Here is an 18,935-nt window from a genome sequence, read left to right as displayed (position 1 = left end):
GAATCACGGCCGGGCTGCCCGTGTCGGAAGATCGCATCCAGGCCCGGTCGTCGATCTCTCAGCGCCGCGAGGGCTTCTTGGCATCATCGCGACATGACCCCACCCCTTCCCCGCACCGTCCGAGCCGTCGACACCGCTCAGCTCCTGGACCTGGCTCAGGAGGCTGCCATGCACAGCTTCAGCCAGCGGCTCCCGGTCGACTGGCTGCGAGAGAACCTCGCTGCAGACGCGACGCACTACCTGTTCCCGACGCTCGTGCAACGGCTCACCCACCGACCCGAGATGCCGTTTCAGTGGAGGTGTCAGCAGCTGCTGACCGTCAGCACCGGTGAACAGATCTGGGGCTTGCTCGACGTCCTGCCCGGCACCTTCGACAAGATCCCGGAGACCCTGGACACAGCGTCCAAGAAGGACGTCGTCCTCCGCATCGAGCGAGCAGTGACCGTGCGCGAGTGGATGGAACGGATGGCCGCCGATTCAGGCTCGCAGTGACAGATACCTCTGCGAGATGACAGATATCGCTGCCGGTCACATCAAGGCGTATACCCCGCCAGAACTCCTGCAAGCATTCGCTTGCAAAAGTTAGCAAGGTGCGGCAGCATCGCACCCATGGCATCACTCAACGTCGGCAATCTCGGCGAGTATTTGCGTGAGCAGCGGCGCAATGCGCAGCTGACCTTGCGTCAACTCGCCGATGCGGCAGGAGTGTCCAACCCGTACCTCAGTCAGATCGAGCGCGGTCTGCGCAAGCCGAGCGCCGAGATCCTCCAGCAGATCGCCAAGGCGCTGCGGATCTCGGCGGAGACGCTCTATGTGCAGGCCGGAATCCTCGATGAGCGGGACCGGGGGGAGGCGGAGGTACGCAGCGTGATCCTCGCCGACCCCTCGATCAACGAGCGGCAGAAGCAGGTGCTGCTCGAGATCTACGAGTCCTTCCGCAGGGAGAACGGGCTCCCCAGGGATGACGACAGCAAACCTTCCAGCTGACAACAGACGGGAGAACCCGCCATGGCGATCACTCAGGACATCCGCAAGGCGACCATTGACACCGCCTATGCCGCGGCCGGGGCCGCGGACCTCGCGGCCGAGAAGCTCGGGCAGCTGGTCGCCGAGGCGCCCGGCCGGCTGGAGCAGCTGCGCCGGACGGACCCCAAGGAGCTGGGACAGCGGGTGAGCAAGGGGGCCAAGGAGGCCCAGGCGCAGCTCAGCGGCAAGGCGAGCCGGCTCGCGGGCAGCATGGACACCGATCTGAAGAAGCTGAGCCAGCAGGTGCAGGACCTGGCGCTGCAGGGGGTCGGGGCGGCCGTGGGCTATGTGGCCAAGGCCGGGGAGACCCGGGACAAGCTGGCCGAGCGCGGCCGGGAGGCCGTGAAGACCTGGAAGGGCGAGCAGGCCGCGCCCGCCTCGGAGATCCCGGTGGCCACCGAGCCGGGGTCGGCGTCGGGGTCCAAGGCCGAGGACGGGTCCGAGTCCGGGTCCGGGTCCGGGGAGGACGCCAAGCCGGCCGCCCGTAAGACCGCGGCCCGCAAGCCGGCCGCCAAGCGGGCGGAGTCCAAGGAGCAGTAAGGCGGCCGGGCCGTGGAGCGGTAACGGACGGAAACGGTCCGGGCACCCCAGCCGTGTCCGGACCGTTCTCCCGGTACGGTGGGCAGCAGGGGCTGACTACGCGCCAACGTCATCGGACGGGAACGTCACCAGACGGACAAGAGGTGGGCGGCATGCTGGTGGAAGGCTTCGGCCAGATTCTGTACTTCATCTCCATCGGGCTGCTCGTGTTCACGCTGGTGGCCTTTATCGACGCCGCCACCCGCCGGGCGGACGCCTACCGGGCCGCCGACAAGCAGAACAAGGGCTTCTGGCTGATCGTGCTGGGCATCGCGGTGGCGGTGCACCTCTTCTTCGGCATTCTGAACTTCCTGCCGATCCTCGGCCTGATCGCGGCCATCGTCTACTTCGTGGACGTACGGCCCGCGCTCCGGCAGGTGACCGGGCGCGGCCCGCGGCGGCGCGGCTCCAGCTCGGACGGCCCCTATGGGCCGTACAACGGCGGCCGCTGAGGCGGGAGTTGCCTCTGCCGCCGGTCAGCGGTCCAGCAGGACCATGGCCAGATCGTCGGTCAACTCCCCGCCGTTGAGGGCGTGCACCTCGGCGACCGCCGCGTCCAGCAGCGCCTCCCCGTGCAGCCCCTCCTTGAGCTGACGGGCAATCATCTCCACCATGCCCTCCTGGCCCAGCCGCCGGGCGTCCTCGCCGACCCGGCCCTCGATCAGGCCGTCGGTGTAGAGCATCAGGCTCCAGCGCTCGCCGAGTTGGACATCCAGGCAGGGCCAGTGGGTCCCCGGCAGCAGCCCCAGCGCCGGGCCGCCGTGCTGGGGCAGCAGGCGGGGCGGCGCCCCGGCGGCGGCCAGCAGCGGGGCCGGGTGGCCGGCCAGCCGCAGGGCGGCCGAGCGGCCGTCGGGGGCGATGTCCACGGTGCACAGGGTCGCGAAGATCTCCTCGTCCGCGCGCTCGTGTTCCAGCACCTGCTGGAGGGTGTTCAGCAGCCGGTCGCCGGAGAGCCCGGCCAGGGTCAGGGTGCGCCAGGCGATGCGCAGTTCGACGCCCAGCGCCGCCTCGTCGGGGCCATGACCGCAGACGTCGCCGATCATGGCGTGCACGGTGCCGTCGGGGGTCCGTACGGTGTCGTAGAAGTCACCGCCCAGCAGGGCGCGGCTGCGGCCCGGCCGGTAGCGGGCGGCGAAGCGCAGCTCGGACCCGGCCAGCAGCGGGGTGGGCAGCAGCCCGCGCTCCAGGCGGGCGTTCTCCTGGGCGCGCAGAAAGGACTCGGTGAGCTGGCGCTGGGCGCAGTCGGCGCGCTTGCGCTCCACCGCGTAGCGGATGGCGCGGCTGAGCACCGGGCCGTCCAGCCCGTCCCGGAAGAGGTAGTCCTGGGCACCGACCCGGACCGCCTCGGCGCCGCGTTCGGCGTCGCCCTCGGCGGTGAGGGCCACCACGGCCTGGCGCGGGGCCAGCCGCAGCACCTGGCGCAGGGTGGCCAGCTCGTCGGTGGCGCCGTCCTCGGCGGGCAGCGCCAGGTCCAGCAGGATGCACTGGACGTCCGAGGTGAGCAGGCGCTCGGCCTCGGTGAGATTGCGGGCCGTGCGGATACGGACCGGCTTGCCGGAGGCGGAGGTCAGCTCCGCCACATCCGGCATGGACAGCGAGCCGGCCGGGTCGTTCTCGATCACCAGCAGGGTCAGCCCGCCGTCGGGCAGTGCGGCGGTCCGCTCCACGGGCCGCGGCACGGATACGGGCATCACGTCGTTATTTCCTTCCTCCCCCGGCTGTTGCCGGGAGGGACCCTCAACCCCCCGAGGGCGGCACCGCGCTTGCAGCGGCACCGGACGTGACCCTAGCGGGCAGGCCAGGGCCAACGGAATGGTACGGAGCCACCCGCCTCTGTCATATGCCGTCGCCAAACGCGCTTTTGGGGCAGGGCGGGATAAAGCCAGGCATGACAAAGGTCACGCCCTGGGCGGGGGGCCGGCGGGCGGGTGAGAGTGCGGTCACGTCTGCCAGGTCACACCCGCCCGGCGCGGCTTCAAGGCCGCGCCGCGCCGCAACCCGGCGCGGCCTCAGCCCGGCCGGACCACTCCCAGGATCGGCATCGAACCGGCCCCCGCCAGGGTCACCTGCCGCCCCGGCCGGGGGGCGTGCACGATGGTGCCGTCGCCGACATACATCGCCACATGGCTGGCGTCCTGGAAGTAAATGATCAGGTCGCCGGGGCGCATGTCCTTGATCTCCACCTTGGGCAGCTGCTGCCACTGCTCCTGGGAGGTGCGCGGTATCGGCCGGCCCGCGGCCGCCCAGGCGGTGCTGGTCAGCCCGGAGCAGTCATAGGTGTCCGGCCCCACCGCGCCCCAGACGTAGTCCTTGCCCATCTGCGCGGTGGCGAACTGAACCGCCCGCCGGCCCGCCGGGGAGGCCGCGTCCAGGCCCTTGAGGTCCAGACCCTTGAGCGGGTCGGAGGCCAGCCACTGACGCTGCGCCTGACGGGCCTGGTCCTCCTCCAGCTTGCGCAGCCGCTCCTTCTCCTGGGCCGCCAGCCTGGACTCCAGATCCTGGGCGGCCTTCAGCTTGGCCTCGATGTCCTTCTTGGCGTCCGCCTTTTTCTTCTTCTCGGCGTCCAGCAGCTTCCAGCGCTCGCCGGCCGCCTTGGCATAGCCGTCCAGCTCGTACTTGGCGCTACGGGCCTCGGCGAGCAGCAGCCGGGTGGCCTCCTGGCCCTTGTGGGTGGTCACCAGCCCCTCCAGGAACGCCTCCGGGGAGCCGGCCAGCAGCAGCCGGGCCTGGGGCGGCATCCCGCCGCCATCGCGGTACTGGGCCCGGGCCAGGGCGCCGATCCGGTTCTGCAGGGTGTCCACCCGCTGCCGGGCGGCGTCCACCCGCTTGTTGAGTTCGGCGACGTTCTTCTGCTGGAGCCGGGTCTGCTCGTCCGCCGCGTTATAGGCGTCGGTGGCCGACTCGGCCTGCCGGTAGAGGGCCTCCACCTGGCTGTGGACCTCCTCCAGCCGGTGCTGCTCGGCGCTCTCGGCCGGCTGCCCGGGCGGGGTGGGGTCGGCCAGGGCCGTACCCGGGGCGGCCAGCGCGGTCAGCGCGCAGACCAGGGCCGTGGCGGTGAGCAGCCGGCGTCTGCGGCGAAGGGCGGCGGCTCTGCGCCGGGCACCCCCGGCGGCGTCCGTCCCATAGCCAAGCGCAGCGTCCTCGATCCGCCCCACCGAAAAACCTCCGCGACTCGTCCCCCGCGCCGTCACTTATCGCCACACCGGCACCGGATCGTGTCACGACCCCGGCGAAACCAACAGAGATCTGCGTCACAATTCCCCGGGTTCGCCAAGGTGTTTGGGCGGCCACCACACCGACCGGCGAGGTTCACCCCTCGTTCACCTCGCTCCATCGACCCCTTCACCTGATCTGCTTAATTTCGGCCGTAGTCAAGGACCTCTCGCACGCCGCCGCAGCGGCGGCTCTCGGAAGGAACACCAGAAAGTGAAGCTTCAGCGCAAGAACCGGCTTCGGGCCGTCGCTCTCGGCGCCATCGCCGTCTCCAGCGCCCTGGTCCTCACGGCGTGCGGCTCCGACGACAACAGTGGCAGCGGCAACGGGGGCAGCGGCTCCACCAAGGCCGCCGGCAAGATCAAGTGCGAGGGCAAGGGCCAGCTGCTGGCCTCGGGCTCGTCCGCCCAGAAGAACGCCATGGACCTGTGGGTGAAGAACTTCACCCAGTCCTGCCCGGACATCCAGGTCAACTACAAGGCCACCGGCTCCGGCGCCGGCATCCAGGAGTTCCTCTCCGGCAAGACCGCCTTCGCGGGCTCCGACTCGCCGCTGAAGCCGGAGGAGGTCACCAAGTCCAAGAACGTGGTCAAGGGCGGCCAGGGCATCGACCTGCCGATGGTGGGCGGCCCCATCGCCATCGGCTACAACGTGCCGGGCGTGGACAGTCTGGTGCTGGACGCCGACACCCTCGCCAAGATCTTCGACGGCAAGATCGAGAAGTGGAACGACCCGGCGATCGCCAAGCTCAACTCCGGTGCCAAGCTGCCGGATCTGAAGATCCAGGCCTTCCACCGCTCCGATGAGTCGGGCACCACCGACAACTTCACCAAGTACCTCAAGGCGGCGGCCGGCAGCTCCTGGTCCTATGCGCCCGCCAAGGCGTGGCCGGTCAAGGGCGGCCAGTCCGCGGACGGTTCGGCCGGAGTCTCCTCCCAGGTCAACCAGACCAAGGGCGCCATCTCCTACTTCGAGCTGTCCTACGCCACCGCCAACAACATCCACACGGTGAAGCTCAACACCGGTGCCTCCACCCCGGTCGAGGCCACCAGCGACAACGCCTCCAAGGCCATCGCCGAGGCGAAGATCGTCGGCACCGGCAAGGACCTCTCCCTCCAGCTCAACTACACCACCAAGGCCGAGGGCGCCTACCCGCTCACCCTGGTGACCTACGAGGTCCTCGGCGACAAGGGCAACAAGGCGGAAACCCTCCCGGCCGCCAAGTCCTTCCTCACCTACATCGCCAGTGAGGACGGGCAGTCGGTGCTCAAGGGCCTGGGTTACGCCCCGCTGCCCGCCGAGATCGCCGCGAAGGTCCGCGACACCATCGCCGGCCTTTCCTGACCCGAGTGCGGCCCGCCCCCGCGGCGGGCCGCACCATCCGGTGCACCGCCACGCAGGAGCCCGGCCCGCACGGCCCGGCTCCGCAGACCGGAGACTCCCGTGGATGACATGGACATAAGCCCCGAAAACCCTGCCCCACCCCTCGCCCCCGAGCCCGCCGAGAACACCGGGAACGCCAAGGGCACCACCCGGATCGGCGACCGGATCTTCCTCGGCCTCTCCCGCGGCTCCGGAGTGCTGCTGCTGGCGATCATGGCCGCCATAGCGGTCTTCCTGACGGTCCGCGCCGCGAGCGCCATCTCCAAGGACCACGGCAACTTCCTCACCACCTTCGAGTGGAACGCCAACGCCGACCAGCCGGTCTTCGGCATCGCGGTACTCGCCTTCGGCACCGTGGTCAGCTCGCTGATCGCGATGCTGATCGCCGTCCCGGTCGCCATCGGGATCGCGCTGTTCATCACCCACTACGCGCCGCGCAGGCTGGCCGCCCCGCTGTCCTATGTCATCGACCTGCTGGCCGCGGTGCCGTCCATCGTCTACGGCCTGTGGGGCGCGCTCTTCCTGGTGCCGCATCTGACCGGCCTGTACACCTGGCTGGACAGCTACTTCGGCTGGACCGGGGTGCTGGCCTACCACGGCGGCGCCGCGCGCTCGCTGTTCACCATCGGCATCCTGCTGGCGATCATGATCCTGCCGATCGTCACCAGCGTCAGCCGGGAGGTCTTCCGCCAGGTCCCGCGGATGCACGAGGAGGCCGCACTGGCCCTGGGCGCCACCCGCTGGGAGGTCATCCGGATGTCCGTCCTCCCCTTCGGCCGCTCCGGCGTGATCAGCGCCTCCATGCTCGGCCTGGGCCGGGCGCTGGGCGAGACCATGGCCGTGGCCACCGTGCTGTCCCCCAGCTTCCTGATCTCCAGGAGCCTGCTCGACCCGGGCGGCGGCACCTTCGCCCAGAACATCGCCAGCAGCTTCAAGGAGTCCGGTGACCTCGGCAAGGACGCGCTGATCGCCTCCGGCCTGGTCCTGTTCGTACTGACCCTGCTGGTCAACGGCGCCGCCCGGCTGATCATCGCGCGCCGCAAGGAGTACACGGCATGAGCGACCTGACGCTGGACGAGACCGTGCTCGCCGACAGCGCCCCGCTGCCCCCGGCCGGGCTGCGCCACCCGCGGCTGCCCCGCTGGGCCCCCGCCGCGCTCGCGGTCGGCGCCATTGTGGTGGCCGCCGCCATCGGCCTGGCCGCCGGGCTGGGCAACAAGGTCCAGTGGGGCCTGATCGCCGGAGTCCTCTTCATGGCCGCCCTCTATGGCGTGACCGCCTTTGTCGAGGGCCGCCGCCAGGCCAAGGACCGGCTGGCCACCAGCCTGGTCTGGGCCTGCTTCCTGCTGGCGGTGGTCCCCCTGGTCTCGCTGATCTGGGAGACCGTGGACCGCGGTACCAAGGTGCTGGACGGCCGCTTCCTCAGCCACTCCATGGCCGGAGTGCTCACCATCGGCCCCGGCGGCGGCGTCTACCACGCCATCATCGGCACCCTGGAGCAGGTCGGCCTGGCCACCGCCATCGCCGCCCCGATCGGCCTGCTGACCGCCGTCTACCTGGTGGAGTACGGGCGGGGGAGGCTGGCCAAGGCGGTCACCTTCTTCGTGGATGTGATGACCGGCATCCCCTCCATCGTGGCCGGCCTGTTCATCCTCAGCTTCTGGATCATCATGCTGGACTTCGGCTACTCCGGCTTCGCCGGGTCGATGGCGCTGGCCATCCTGATGATGCCGGTGGTGGTCCGGTCCACCGAGGAGATGCTCAAGCTGGTCCCCAATGAACTGCGCGAGGCCTCCCTGGCGCTGGGCGTGCCCAAGTGGCGCACCATCCTCAAGGTGGTGCTGCCCACCGCGATCGGCGGCATCGCCACCGGTGTGATGCTGGCCGTCGCCCGGATCGCCGGTGAGACCGCGCCCATTGTGCTGCTGGTCTTCGGCTCCCAGGTGATCAACACCGATCCCTTCAACGGGGCCCAGTCCTCGCTGCCCTACTACATCTACGAGCAGTGGGCGGCCGGCAACGCGGCCAGCTACGACCGCGCCTGGGCGGCGGCCCTGGTGCTGATCGCCTTTGTCATGATCCTCAACCTGGTCGCCCGCGGCATAGCCCGCTGGAAGGCCCCCAAGTCCGGTCGCTGACCGTCGGTAAGAAAGCAGTAGTGATCCCCATGGCCAAGCGAATCGACGTCAGCGGCCTCTCCGCCTACTACGGCAGCCACAAGGCCATCGACGACATCTCGATGACCGTCGAGCCGCGCTCGGTGACCGCCTTCATCGGCCCCTCCGGCTGCGGCAAGTCCACCTTCCTGCGCACCCTCAACCGCATGCACGAGGTCACCCCCGGCGGCCGCGTGGAGGGCAAGGTGCTGCTGGACGAGGAGAACCTCTATGGGACGGGCGTGGACCCGGTCTCGGTGCGCCGGGTGGTCGGCATGGTCTTCCAGCGCCCCAACCCCTTCCCCACCATGTCCATCTACGACAACGTGGCCGCCGGTATCCGCCTCAACGGCGGCCGGGTACGCAAGTCCGAGCTGGACGGCATCGTGGAGAAGTCCCTCAAGGGCGCCAACCTCTGGAACGAGGTCAAGGACCGCCTGGACAAGCCGGGCGCCGGCCTCTCCGGCGGTCAGCAGCAGCGGCTGTGCATCGCCCGGGCCATCGCCGTGGAACCGCAGGTGCTGCTGATGGACGAGCCCTGCTCGGCGCTCGACCCGATCTCCACTCTCGCCATCGAGGACCTGATCGGGGAGCTCAAGGAGCGGTTCACCATCGTCATCGTCACCCACAACATGCAGCAGGCGGCCCGGGTCTCGGACCGCACCGCCTTCTTCAACCTGGCGGGGGTCGGCCAGCCCGGCAAGCTGATCGAGATCGACGACACCGAGCGGATCTTCTCCAACCCCTCGGTCCAGGCCACCGAGGACTACATCTCCGGCCGCTTCGGCTGATCACCAAGAGCTCGCCTTGCGACGCTGCTTGGCGGTGCCGCCGCAAGGCGAAGGGCCCGCCCCTGGGGCGCAGGGGCGGGCCCGTTCTCGTACTCGGCGGCGGTTCAGCCGAAGGCCAGGTTCCCCACCCAGTAGACCAGCGCGGCGACCCCCGCCGCGGCCGGCATGGTGATGAACCAGCCGAGAATGATGTTCTTGGCGACACCCCACCGCACCGCGTTGACCCGCTTGGTCGCCCCCACACCCATGATCGCGGAGGTGATCACATGGGTGGTGGAGATCGGCGCCTTGAACATAAACGCGGTGGTGAACATGACCGCCGCACCCGTGGTCTCGGCCGCGAAGCCCTGCGGCGGGTCCAGCTCGATGATCCGCCGGCCCAGCGTCCGCATGATCCGCCAGCCACCCGCGTAGGTACCCAGCGAGAGCATCAGCGCGGAGACCAGCTTCACCCACACCGGAATGGGGTCGCCCTGGCTCTCCACACCGCCGATGACCAGGGCCATCACCACCACACCCATGGTCTTCTGGGCGTCCTGGAGGCCATGGCCGAGCGCCATGCCCGCCGCGGAGACGGTCTGCGCGATACGGAAGCCGCGCTTGGCCTTGTGCGGATTGGCCCGGCGGAACAGCCACAGCAGACAGACCATGACGAGATAGCCGAGGATCAGGCCGACCAGCGGCGAGAGGAACATCGGCAGGACGACCTTGTCCCACACGCCCCACCAGTGAACGGTCGTCGATCCGGCCACCGCGGCGCCGACCAGGCCGCCGAACAGCGCATGGCTGGACGAGGACGGCAGGCCGAAGTACCAGGTGACCAGGTTCCAGACCACCGCACCGATCAGCGCGGAGAAGAGGATCAGCATCCCCTGGTTGCCGGTGGGCGTCGCGATCAGACCCTCGCTGACGGTCTTGGCGACCCCGCTGCCCAGAAAGGCACCGGCGAGGTTCATCACGGCCGCCATCGCCAGGGCCGCCCGCGGGGTCAGCGCCCGCGTCGAGACGGAGGTCGCGATGGCGTTGGCGGAGTCATGGAAGCCATTGGTATAGGCGAATCCGAGCGCGACCGCGATGGTCACGACAAGTGCGAACGTGTCCACCGGGGGTCAGGACTCCTTGACCGCGATGGTCTCGACCGTATTGGCGACATGCTCGAACGCGTCCGCCGCCTCCTCCAGCACATCCACGATCTGCTTGAGCTTGAGCACCTCGATGGCGTCGTACTTGCCATTGAAGAGCTGCGCCAGGAGCTTGCGGTGAATCTGGTCCGCCTGGTTCTCCAGCCGGTTGACCTCGATCCAGTACTCCGTGAGATTCGTCATGGTGCGCAGGTTGGGCATCGCCTCGGCGGTCAGCTCCGCGGCCCTGGCCAGGACCTCGATCTGCTGCTCCACGCCCTTGGGCAGGTCCTCGACCTGGTAGAGGACCACCAGATCGACGGCCTCCTCCATGAAGTCCATGATGTCGTCGAGCGAGGACGCGAGGGCGTAGATGTCCTCACGGTCGAAGGGCGTGATGAAAGAGGAGTTCAGCTGGTGAAAGATCGCGTGCGTCGCGTCGTCCCCGGCGTGCTCCGCTGCCCGCATGCGCTCTGAGATCTCGGCCCGGCCGGACGAGTCCGCGCCGAGCATTTCCATCAGGAGCTTGGAGCCCGTGACGATGTTGTCCGCGGACGCGGCGAACATGTCGTAGAAGCTCGTCTCCCTGGGGGTCAGACGAAAGCGCACGTGGGATCCTCGGGGTGCAGCGGATTCGGTCTCGTTGATGCTAGGCGCATCATCGGGCCACAGCTAACTGGCATTCCCTCAGTGTCGCCCATCGGGCAGAGTGCTCATAAAGCCGGTCCCGTACCCGGTCGCCAATTCCAGTACGCTATACCCCGTGGGGGTATTCCGATGAGGTATAAGGGCGCGCTGCCGCGCGGAACACGGAGGGTGCCATGACGACCACGGAAGCCGCCGGGAGCGGCATGGGCGCCTGCCACGGCCAGGACGCGCCGGCCCACCCCGGCCCGCATGGCTACAGCCATGACAAGGAGGCGCACCTCAAGCGACTGCGCCGGATCGAGGGACAGATCCGCGGCCTGCAGCGCATGGTCGAGGAGGATGTCTACTGCATCGACATACTCACCCAGGTCTCGGCCGGGACCAAGGCCCTGCAGTCCTTCGCGCTCCAGCTGCTCCAGGAGCATCTGCGGCACTGTGTGGCCGACGCCGCGGTCAAGGGCGGGGACGAGATCGACGCCAAGGTCGCCGAGGCGACAGCCGCGGTGGCCCGCCTGCTGCGGTCCTGAGGCGCCCCGTAAGGGGCGCGGGGCGGCTATTCGATATGCGGCTCCGCCGCGTAGCACACAGCGCCCCTGACGGGGCCCGCTCAGCCCTCCGCCGCGCCCTCACCCCGGCGGAGCCGGTCCACCCGGAGCACCTCATCGATACGGTCCGGGCTGAGCCGCTCCTCCTCCGCACTGGACGCGGCGATCATCAACTCCCCGTAGAGATCGATCTCGATGAGGGCCACGGGATCCGGTCCGCCCGACGAACCGCGTCGCGAAACCACGTGATTCACCTCCTCGGGTCTTGCGTTCCCGCCTCCAGGTTAGGGATCGGCACAGACTCCGCGCATGGCACAGAAGGACCATTTCCATGGCCAACTACGCTGCCCCGCGCTATTTCTGCGGTGCGGCGACCCTTCCCGCATAGATATCTCCGGGAACGGGCAGCCGAACGCGGGGCCGTACCGCCCCGAACGAGACCAGTTCCACCGTGGACACCACCGTTCCCGGCAGTGCCCGGCCCCGCCCGTCCCGGCTGCGCACCCGGAACCGGTAGCGCAGCACCCGTGCCCGGCCCTGTTCATCGAGGCTGGCGTCGAAGGCCACCGTGCCACCGGAGAACCCCCTGGCCGCCGCCAGCAGCACCGCCCGGTCCCGGGCCGGGGCCCGCCGCGCCGCGTCCTTGAGATCCACCGTTCCCCAGTAGTGCCGCACCCGCGCCCCGTCCACCGTCTCGTCCCGCAGATAGGCCACTTCCCTTGCCCCGGCCAGCAGTTCGGCCGCCGCCAGTGGATCGGTGGCCCCGCTGGTCAGCAGGTCGCCATCGCCCAGCGCCCCGGTCTCCAGCCGGACCCATTTGTCGGCGGGCACTCCGGCGCCCCGGTTCTTCATATACAGCGCCCCGGGGATGAACACCTCGGTGATGGGCCGGTGTTCGAGCGCACCGGTCACGTCCCCCGGTGCCAGTACCGTCAACTCCCCTACCGGGCGGGCGAAGTCATAGACGCCGGAGCCCCGGATGGTCAGCCGGGTGCCGCCGCTCTCCGTCTCCATGGCGGTACGCACCCAGGCGCCCCCCGCTCTGGCCAGCACCGCGGGCACCGCCCGTACCGCCGCCAGCGCCCGGGCCGGGTCCTCGGCGCTGCCCATCAACGCCGCCGAACCCGCGCCCTCTTCCCGCTGTCCGGGCCCGGAGGTGGCACAGCCGGCCAGCAGCACACCGAGGGCCACCGTGGCCGCGACCCGTCCGCGTCCGTGACCCCGCACCGCCATCAGCCCTCAGCCCCTGCCCTGAAGCTCTGCCGAAACACCGCGGAAGCTCGCGGAAACCGCGGAACTCACGGAAACCGCGAACCACCAGAACCACCATGAACCCGCCGGTTCAACGACCGCCCGCACACGGCCGTCACGGCCGGGTAGCGTGGGAGCCATGGCCGAGCCCGTGCCCGCTCACCATCCGGCGGGCCACCACACCAGCACCACCGAACGCGGTCCCTTCTGCACCGCCCGCTGTACCTGCGGCTGGTACGGACCGGCCCGGCGGGCCCGTTCCCTGGCCCGGTCCGACGCCGACGCCCATCTCTCGCAGCACCGCAGCTGACCCCCGGCCCTCGCCATACCGCGGCTGACCCCGGCCCGGCCCAGAACAACAAGCACCAATGGAACCAACCCCCCGTTCCCGGGCATCTGTTTGATCATCAGCCGGCGATCACAGTTACCACGGGGGCACTTATGTCCATACGCACGCCGTCCATCAAGCGCCGCACCCTGCTGACGGCCGCCACCGGTCTCGCGGCGGCCGGTACCTGGGCCACGGCCCGCCCGGCCGGCGCCCGTACCCTCTCCGCCGCCCCCGGCACCCCCACCGCGGCCGCTGCCAAGGCCGCCGCCCCCAAGTCCGCCGACTGGAGCGCCCTCGGCAAGGGCCTGGCAGGCGGCCTGATACGGCCCGGCGACGCCGACTACACCACCGCCCGCCAGCTCTACAACACCCGCTTCGACAACCAGCGCCCGGCGGGCATCGCCTATGTCCAGGGCACTGGCGACATCGCCTCCTGTCTGGCCTTCGCCCGCCGCTTCAAGGTGCCGGTCGCCATCCGCAACGGCGGCCACAGCTACGCCGGTTGGTCCGGCGGCGACCACCGTCTGATCATCGATGTCTCCCGGCTGAAGACGGTACGCACCACCGGCTCCGCCACCGCCTCCGTGGGCGCCGGCGCCAAACTCATCGATGTCTACACCGGTCTGGCCGCCCATGGAGTGACCATCTCCGGCGGCTCCTGCCCCACCGTGGGCGTCTCCGGCCTCACCCTGGGCGGCGGGCATGGAGTGCTCTCCCGCGCCTACGGCCTGGCCTGCGACAACCTCATCGGTGCCACCGTGGTCACCGCCGACGGCAAGACGCTGGACTGCGACGCCAAAAACCACGCCGACCTCTTCTGGGCGCTGCGCGGCGCGGGCAACGGCAACTTCGGCGTGGTCACCGAACTGCGCTTCACCACTCACCGGGTGGGCGACGGCGTCAGTGCCTATGTCAGCTGGCCCTGGTCCAAGGCGGCCGATGTACTGCGCGCCTGGCAGGAGTGGGGACCCAGCCGGCCGGATGCCATCTGGTCCGCCTGTGACCTGTCCGCCGGCGCCGGCGGCACCCCCCATATATCCGTGGCCGCCTTCAGCCTCGGCACCCAGGGCGAACTGGCCAACGCCATGGACGAACTGGTCACCAAGGTGGGCGGCGCCAAGGCCAGGGTCTCCCTGCACCGCCGCTCCTACCTGGACAGCATGCGCTCCTACGCCGGCTGTTCGGACAAGACCCTGGCCCAGAGCCACCTCCCGGGCCGCACCCCCGGCCGGGACAAGTCCGGCAAGCTGGAGCGCGAAACCTACGCCGCCCGCTCGGACTTCTACGACCGCTCCCTCAACGCGGCGGGCATCCATGCCCTGTTGGGCCAGCTGGAACGATTCAGCCGACAGGGCGGCAGCGGTGGAGCCTCGGTCCAGCTCACCGCGCTGGGCGGGGCCGTCAACCGGGTCAAGCCGCTGGACACCGCCTTTGTCCACCGCCGTTCCCGCTTCCTGGCCCAGTATCTGACCTCCTGGTCGGCCACCAGGTCCGGCGCCACCCAGACCGCCTGGCTGGACGGCATCCAGTCGGGCATGCGGCGCTACGCCTCCGGCGCGGCCTACCAGAACTACACGGACCCGACGCTGAAGAACTGGCGCACGGCCTACTACGGTGACGCGGCCGACCGCCTCACCAAGATCAAGCGGCAGTACGACCCTGCCCGCCTGTTCGACTTCCCTCAGGCGCTCTAGGGGGGCCGCCCCCTGAGGGGCGCCCCTCAGGGGGCGCGGGGAACTGCGCGAGCAACCACAGACAGCCTGCACCCAAAACACAACGCGGCGCCCACCAGGGGCGCGGGGAACTGCGCGACCAGCCACAGACAACCCGCACCCAAAACACAACGCGGGGCGAGGGGGGCCCAACCCCTCTACGCAGCCAGCCCGTTATCCCGATGCCGCGACCGCGCCCCCTCATCCACCGCACCATCCGGCTCCGGTACGGCCCGGGGCGCGGGCATCCGCCGCGACCGCACCAGCGCGGCTGCCCGTGTCGTACCGACCCACCGCACCAGCGGCGTGAGCAGCATCATCGCCACCGGAGCCGGCAGCAGTACCACCGCCGTGCCCAGGGCCAGCCCGCCCACCACATCGGTGGGGTAGTGCACCCCCATGAACACCCGGCAGAACGCCTCCACGAAGGCCAGGCCGATACCGATCAGCCCATACCTGCGGTGCGCGATAAACAGCCCCACACCCAGCGCCATGGTTAAGGTCGCATGGTCACTGACGAAGGAGAAATCGGTCTTCCCCTTCACCAGGATGTCCAGCCCCGGGTGTTCCAGCGCGGGGCGGGGCCGCCGTACAAAGTCCCGGATCGGGATGTTGACCAGCAGCGCCAGCCCCGCGGCCACCGGCGCCCACAGCAGCGCCGCCATCCCCGGGGCCGTGTCCCGGCCGCGCCGTACGCTCCACCAGGCGCAGGCCATCAGCACGGCCATCGCCGGCACGATCCCGTACTCGCCCATAAATCCCATGGCATGGTCGAACCAGCCGGGGGCGTCCTTGGCCAGGCCGTTGATGTCGTAGAGCAGGCTCACATCCGGGTTGGCACCGCTCGGGCCGCCGCCCTTGGCCTCCGCCGCCTCCGCCAGGGGAAGGCCCATCATCGCTCCGGGCATGTGCGTGGCCCCTATCTGTCGCCTGTCGCCTAGTGCAGCTGTTAGACCCCCGTGGTCCGTGCACCCGTCCATGCGACGGGCACTGCCCTGCCACCCCCATGGAACGCGCCGCTCCCATCGGGCGTTCCGCTCTCCACTCAATGATCACCAGGACGTTACCCAAGGGTGACCAGCGACAAAGCGGCGCGGCCCGGGGTTCACACGGTGTTCGCTCTGGGCAACGCCTTCGCCCCCGCATCCGTCACGCGGGTGGCCCCGATGTAGTCCGGAGTGTCGATTTTGTCGAACCGGATCACCGCGCCCGGATGCGGCGCATTGATCATGTATCCCCCGCCGACATACAGCCCCACATGGTGAATGCTGCGCGGGTCATTGAGGTCATTGGCGAAGAAGACCAGGTCCCCCGGCATCAGTTCATCGCGCTTGGGGTGCGGCCCGGCGTTCCACTGATCGTTGGCCACCCGCGGCAGCTCGATCCCCACCGAGGCATACGAGGCCTTGGTCAGACCCGAGCAGTCAAAGCGCCCATTGTCCTCCTTGCCGCCCTCACCGCCCCAGAGATACGGCTTGCCCAGCTGCTCCTGGGCGAAGTAGATGGCCCCGGCCGCCTGTTGTGAAGGCGCCACCCGGCCCACCGGGCGGGCAAAGGACTTCTCCAGGCTCCTGATGGACTTCACATAGCCCTGGGTCTCGCTGATGGCGGGCACCCCGCCGGCACTGATGACGCGATACGCGCCCGCGTTGTACGCGGCGAGCATGTTGTCGGTGGCATCGCCGGGTACGCCCTTGACGTCCTTGGCGAGCGCACAGTCATAGGTGGCGGCGGAGGCGATGGCATCCGCCGGGTTCCAGATATCCGGTTTGCCGCTGCCGCTGGCGCTGACCCCGTACTGCGCCCAGGTCTCCGGGATGAACTGGGCCAGGCCGAGCGCTCCGGCGCGGCTCTGTGCCTTGGGGTCCCAGTTGCTCTCGGTGTACAACTGGGCGGCCAGCAGCGGCGGGCTGATCGCGGGGCACAAATTGCCCCATTTCTCTATCACCGGCTGATACTCGGCCGGTGCAGCCCCCTTGGCCAGCCCAAGATTGCCGACGCCCGGCGCGCCCCCCATATTCGCCGCGATCATATAGGTGGCGAACAGGAGCAGCGCAACGAACGACGCCACCGCGCCGACGCCGATCCCTCCGGCAACCCAGATTCTGCGCACTGGTCAACCATCCCCCAAGCGAGGCGAGTTCACTCGTCTTTTCCGGGTATCGACGCGTTCCGCTACTTCGCCACGAACCCGTCGCAGCCGATGGAGGCGTAGTCCTTGGGCCCGTTGACATGGAAGTAGAGGACCGTCCAGTTGCCGGGGTCCGCGCTGAGCGGCGGGGCGGTCTCATCCACTTGGCCATTGGTGAACTGCCGGAAGTCCTGGGGATACGTCAGGTTGACGGGCTTGGTGGGGTCCTGGGCGAAGAGATCGACCGGCTTGCTGGTCCAGCCGATGCTGAAGTTGGGCGTGCCCATCCGCGGTTTGCCCGTCGCGGAGTCGATCTCATGCGCTGACTTCACTCCCACCGCTACGTAGTACGGCTTGGGAAGTTTGCCAAGGTCCATCTTCAGCCGGAAGGAGACCGTCGCCTGGCCGGAGGTCAGTGCGCCGGACGCGTCCCGGCTGCCGTCAACGCTCATCTGGAAGAGATCGGCCCGCTCCTCCGGTGGCAGGGCGCACTGCCCGTCGCGCAGATCGACCGCTCCCTGCCTGGGCTGCCAGAAGTCGCGGTTGACGTCCTTCTGCTCGATATAGGTGGGCGCCGGACCACCTGGGGTGTCGGACATGGACGGGTTCGGTGAGGCGCCCGGGGTGCGGGTCGCCACAACGGGCTTGTCCGGTCCGGCCGTTGCGGTCGCCGTTGCCGCTGCTGCGCCATGCGTCTCGCTGCCGTCCGGCCGTAGTACGACCCATCCGGCCAGCACCCCCAGCACCACGGACGCCGCCCCGACTCCCAGCAACAGCCCACGCCGCGAACGGCGGGGCGCGGACTGGGGCGCGGCGACGGGGAATCCGGGGGCACCAGGAAGTCCGGCCGCCTGGGGCATGCCCGGCGTGCCGGGCAATCCGGACGCATTCGCCACACCCACCGCACCGTGCGCACCCTGCGCACCAAGAACGCCGGGCGCACCGAACCCGCTTGGTACGCCGGCGGCGCCGGGAGCCGCACCGCCAGCCCCACCCGCACCCGCACCCGCACCCGCACCCGGCGCCAGCGTCGGCACATATCCGGCACCCGAAGCCGCGTGGCCGGCCCCGCTTCCGGCCCCATGCCCCGGCGGCACCAGCCCCGCCGCCCGGGCCGCCGCCAGATCCGTCGGCGCGCGCTCCCCCAGCGCGGCCAGCGCCCGGTACACCGGATCGTCCGCCAGCGCCGAACCGACCCCACAGCGTTCGATGATCCGCGCCGGATCCGGCCGGGCGCCCGGATCACCTGCCACACAGTCCTCGATCAGCGCGGCCAACTCCGGTGCCACACCGTTCACATCAATACTTCCGTGCACCACCCGATAGGTGACGGACTCCAATGAGCCCTCGCCATACGGGGGCCGCCCCGTCGCCGCGCAGGCCATCGTCGCCCCCAGCGCGAACACATCCGCCGCCGGGCCGACTTCATTGCGGGTGATGACCTCCGGCGCCGCATATCCGGGCGTACCGGGCGCCGTCCCCAGCTGGGTCAGCGCGGTCTGCTCCGCGGTCCGGGCGATCCCGAAGTCGATCAGCTTGGGCCCACCCGGCGCCAGAATCACATTGTGCGGCTTCAAGTCGCGGTGGGTGATGCCGAATCCATGCACCTGGGCCAGCGCCTCGGCCAGCGCCGCGAACAGCCGGAAGCAGGTCTCCTCCGGGAGGGGACCCCTACGGGCCAGCGCCTGGCTCAGGCTTGGACCCGGAACATACTCCGTGGCCAGCCAGTAGGGGGCCTCCGCCAGCGAGGCGTCCACCACCTGCGCGGTATACCCGCCGTGCACCGCACGCGCCGTCTCGACCTCACGCCGGAAGCGCGTCAACGCCTCCTGGGACTGGGCGAAATCATCCCGGATCACCTTGATGGCGACATGCAGCCCGCCCGGTGACCGTCCCAGATACACCTGCCCCATACCCCCCGAACCCAGCCGGGCCAGGACAGTATGGGCACCTATTCGGGACGGATCTTGAGGACGGAGCGCTTCCACGAACCTGACTGTGCCACACCCCCGCACCACTCACCGCCGCCGCCCCTTGAACCTGACGTC

20 protein-coding genes are annotated in these 18,935 nt (G+C 69.7%); 11 read left to right on the top strand and 9 right to left on the bottom strand.

The features are described from left to right. Positions 1 to 93: 93 nt before the first annotated feature. From CV755_RS25790 to CV755_RS25775, 4 genes are all read left to right on the top strand, one after another. Complete coding sequence (locus tag CV755_RS25790; protein WP_109282654.1) at positions 94 to 492, top strand: hypothetical protein; 399 nt, start codon at positions 94 to 96, stop codon at positions 490 to 492. Positions 493 to 609: 117 nt separating this feature from the next. Further along, positions 610 to 987 carry a helix-turn-helix domain-containing protein gene (locus tag CV755_RS25785; RefSeq protein ID WP_109282653.1) on the top strand — a complete coding sequence of 126 codons (378 nt, stop codon included), beginning with the start codon at positions 610 to 612 and terminating at the stop codon, positions 985 to 987. A 21-nt stretch (positions 988 to 1,008) separates the two neighbouring features. Then, positions 1,009 to 1,566 carry a hypothetical protein gene (locus CV755_RS25780; protein WP_109282652.1) on the top strand — a complete coding sequence of 186 codons (558 nt, stop codon included), beginning with the start codon at positions 1,009 to 1,011 and terminating at the stop codon, positions 1,564 to 1,566. Positions 1,567 to 1,718: 152 nt separating this feature from the next. Beyond that, complete coding sequence (locus CV755_RS25775) at positions 1,719 to 2,057, top strand: DUF2516 family protein (protein ID WP_109283520.1); 339 nt, start codon at positions 1,719 to 1,721, stop codon at positions 2,055 to 2,057. Between the two features lie 24 nt (positions 2,058 to 2,081). Here CV755_RS25775 and CV755_RS25770 read toward each other — a convergent pair whose 3' ends face one another. Continuing rightward, positions 2,082 to 3,296: a PP2C family protein-serine/threonine phosphatase gene (locus tag CV755_RS25770; RefSeq protein WP_109282651.1), complete on the bottom strand. Its 1,215-nt coding sequence runs from the start codon at positions 3,294 to 3,296 to the stop codon at positions 2,082 to 2,084. A gap of 318 nt (positions 3,297 to 3,614) precedes the next feature. Continuing rightward, positions 3,615 to 4,760, bottom strand: coding sequence for a C40 family peptidase (locus CV755_RS25765; protein ID WP_241561392.1), 1,146 nt, complete (start codon positions 4,758 to 4,760; stop codon positions 3,615 to 3,617). A 271-nt stretch (positions 4,761 to 5,031) separates the two neighbouring features. Here CV755_RS25765 and pstS point away from each other — a divergent pair, with 271 nt between their 5' ends. The 4 genes from pstS to pstB all read left to right on the top strand — a co-directional run bounded on the left by pstS (position 5,032) and on the right by pstB (position 9,148). After that, entirely contained in the window at positions 5,032 to 6,162 is a 1,131-nt protein-coding gene (gene pstS, locus CV755_RS25760) for a phosphate ABC transporter substrate-binding protein PstS (RefSeq protein WP_109282650.1), read from the top strand. A gap of 108 nt (positions 6,163 to 6,270) precedes the next feature. Next, a complete protein-coding gene (pstC, locus tag CV755_RS25755) occupies positions 6,271 to 7,260 on the top strand; it encodes a phosphate ABC transporter permease subunit PstC (RefSeq protein ID WP_109283518.1) in 990 nt (329 codons plus the stop codon). After that, complete coding sequence (gene pstA / locus CV755_RS25750) at positions 7,257 to 8,339, top strand: phosphate ABC transporter permease PstA (RefSeq protein WP_109282649.1); 1,083 nt, start codon at positions 7,257 to 7,259, stop codon at positions 8,337 to 8,339. Before pstC ends, pstA begins: the two co-directional genes overlap by 4 nt. Before the next feature lie 29 nt (positions 8,340 to 8,368). Continuing rightward, positions 8,369 to 9,148, top strand: a complete 780-nt coding sequence (gene pstB / locus CV755_RS25745) for a phosphate ABC transporter ATP-binding protein PstB (protein ID WP_109282648.1) — start codon at positions 8,369 to 8,371, stop codon at positions 9,146 to 9,148. Positions 9,149 to 9,252: 104 nt separating this feature from the next. On the opposite strand, the gene CV755_RS25740 is transcribed toward pstB, so the two are convergent. Both CV755_RS25740 and CV755_RS25735 read right to left on the bottom strand, forming a co-directional pair. Then, positions 9,253 to 10,251, bottom strand: a complete 999-nt coding sequence (locus CV755_RS25740; protein ID WP_109282647.1) for an inorganic phosphate transporter — start codon at positions 10,249 to 10,251, stop codon at positions 9,253 to 9,255. Between the two features lie 6 nt (positions 10,252 to 10,257). Beyond that, positions 10,258 to 10,878 (bottom strand): DUF47 domain-containing protein, encoded by a 621-nt coding sequence (locus CV755_RS25735; RefSeq protein WP_109282646.1) that lies wholly within the window; start codon positions 10,876 to 10,878, stop codon positions 10,258 to 10,260. 212 nt (positions 10,879 to 11,090) lie between these two features. Between CV755_RS25735 and CV755_RS25730 the strand changes: the two genes are divergently transcribed. Beyond that, entirely contained in the window at positions 11,091 to 11,444 is a 354-nt protein-coding gene (locus CV755_RS25730) for a metal-sensitive transcriptional regulator (protein WP_422070590.1), read from the top strand. A gap of 80 nt (positions 11,445 to 11,524) precedes the next feature. Here CV755_RS25730 and CV755_RS25725 read toward each other — a convergent pair whose 3' ends face one another. Both CV755_RS25725 and CV755_RS25720 read right to left on the bottom strand, forming a co-directional pair. Then, positions 11,525 to 11,707 carry a hypothetical protein gene (locus tag CV755_RS25725; RefSeq protein WP_109282645.1) on the bottom strand — a complete coding sequence of 61 codons (183 nt, stop codon included), beginning with the start codon at positions 11,705 to 11,707 and terminating at the stop codon, positions 11,525 to 11,527. Positions 11,708 to 11,816: 109 nt separating this feature from the next. Beyond that, positions 11,817 to 12,695: an SCO4651 family lipoprotein gene (locus CV755_RS25720; protein WP_109282644.1), complete on the bottom strand. Its 879-nt coding sequence runs from the start codon at positions 12,693 to 12,695 to the stop codon at positions 11,817 to 11,819. 157 nt (positions 12,696 to 12,852) lie between these two features. On the opposite strand from CV755_RS25720, the gene CV755_RS35225 reads away from it, so the two are divergent. Further along, a complete protein-coding gene (locus CV755_RS35225; RefSeq protein ID WP_164503320.1) occupies positions 12,853 to 13,023 on the top strand; it encodes a hypothetical protein in 171 nt (56 codons plus the stop codon). 131 nt (positions 13,024 to 13,154) lie between these two features. Next, positions 13,155 to 14,738 carry an FAD-binding oxidoreductase gene (locus CV755_RS25715; protein ID WP_422070589.1) on the top strand — a complete coding sequence of 528 codons (1,584 nt, stop codon included), beginning with the start codon at positions 13,155 to 13,157 and terminating at the stop codon, positions 14,736 to 14,738. 176 nt (positions 14,739 to 14,914) lie between these two features. Here the strand turns inward: CV755_RS25715 and CV755_RS25710 are convergent, their stop codons facing one another. From CV755_RS25710 to CV755_RS36345, 3 genes are all read right to left on the bottom strand, one after another. After that, positions 14,915 to 15,649 (bottom strand): phosphatase PAP2 family protein, encoded by a 735-nt coding sequence (locus CV755_RS25710; protein WP_109283515.1) that lies wholly within the window; start codon positions 15,647 to 15,649, stop codon positions 14,915 to 14,917. Between the two features lie 212 nt (positions 15,650 to 15,861). Beyond that, on the bottom strand, positions 15,862 to 16,869 hold the full coding sequence (locus tag CV755_RS25705) for a C40 family peptidase (RefSeq protein WP_109282643.1): 1,008 nt from the start codon (positions 16,867 to 16,869) through the stop codon (positions 15,862 to 15,864). Positions 16,870 to 16,931: 62 nt separating this feature from the next. Then, positions 16,932 to 18,875 (bottom strand): serine/threonine protein kinase, encoded by a 1,944-nt coding sequence (locus CV755_RS36345; protein ID WP_109282642.1) that lies wholly within the window; start codon positions 18,873 to 18,875, stop codon positions 16,932 to 16,934. Between the last annotated feature and the right edge of the window lie 60 nt (positions 18,876 to 18,935).

Source organism: Streptomyces orinoci, from assembly GCF_003121295.1.
GTDB lineage: Bacteria > Actinomycetota > Actinomycetes > Streptomycetales > Streptomycetaceae > Streptomyces > Streptomyces orinoci.
The sequence above is the reverse complement of the archived record's forward strand: the minus strand, read 5'-3'. Positions and strand labels throughout refer to the sequence as shown.

Excerpts from the sequence above, each read along its gene's own strand:
- CV755_RS25790 (WP_109282654.1), top strand. The coding sequence starts at position 94 with ATGACCCCACCCCTTCCCCGCACCGTCCGAGCCGTCGACACCGCTCAG.
- CV755_RS25785 (WP_109282653.1), top strand. The coding sequence starts at position 610 with ATGGCATCACTCAACGTCGGCAATCTCGGCGAGTATTTGCGTGAGCAG.
- CV755_RS25780 (WP_109282652.1), top strand. The coding sequence starts at position 1,009 with ATGGCGATCACTCAGGACATCCGCAAGGCGACCATTGACACCGCCTAT.
- CV755_RS25775 (WP_109283520.1), top strand. The coding sequence starts at position 1,719 with ATGCTGGTGGAAGGCTTCGGCCAGATTCTGTACTTCATCTCCATCGGG.
- CV755_RS25770 (WP_109282651.1), bottom strand. The coding sequence starts at position 3,296 with ATGCCCGTATCCGTGCCGCGGCCCGTGGAGCGGACCGCCGCACTGCCC.
- pstC (WP_109283518.1), top strand. The coding sequence starts at position 6,271 with ATGGACATAAGCCCCGAAAACCCTGCCCCACCCCTCGCCCCCGAGCCC.
- pstA (WP_109282649.1), top strand. The coding sequence starts at position 7,257 with ATGAGCGACCTGACGCTGGACGAGACCGTGCTCGCCGACAGCGCCCCG.
- pstB (WP_109282648.1), top strand. The coding sequence starts at position 8,369 with ATGGCCAAGCGAATCGACGTCAGCGGCCTCTCCGCCTACTACGGCAGC.
- CV755_RS25730 (WP_422070590.1), top strand. The coding sequence starts at position 11,091 with ATGACGACCACGGAAGCCGCCGGGAGCGGCATGGGCGCCTGCCACGGC.
- CV755_RS25720 (WP_109282644.1), bottom strand. The coding sequence starts at position 12,695 with ATGGCGGTGCGGGGTCACGGACGCGGACGGGTCGCGGCCACGGTGGCC.
- CV755_RS35225 (WP_164503320.1), top strand. The coding sequence starts at position 12,853 with ATGGCCGAGCCCGTGCCCGCTCACCATCCGGCGGGCCACCACACCAGC.
- CV755_RS25715 (WP_422070589.1), top strand. The coding sequence starts at position 13,155 with ATGTCCATACGCACGCCGTCCATCAAGCGCCGCACCCTGCTGACGGCC.
- CV755_RS25710 (WP_109283515.1), bottom strand. The coding sequence starts at position 15,649 with ATGGGCCTTCCCCTGGCGGAGGCGGCGGAGGCCAAGGGCGGCGGCCCG.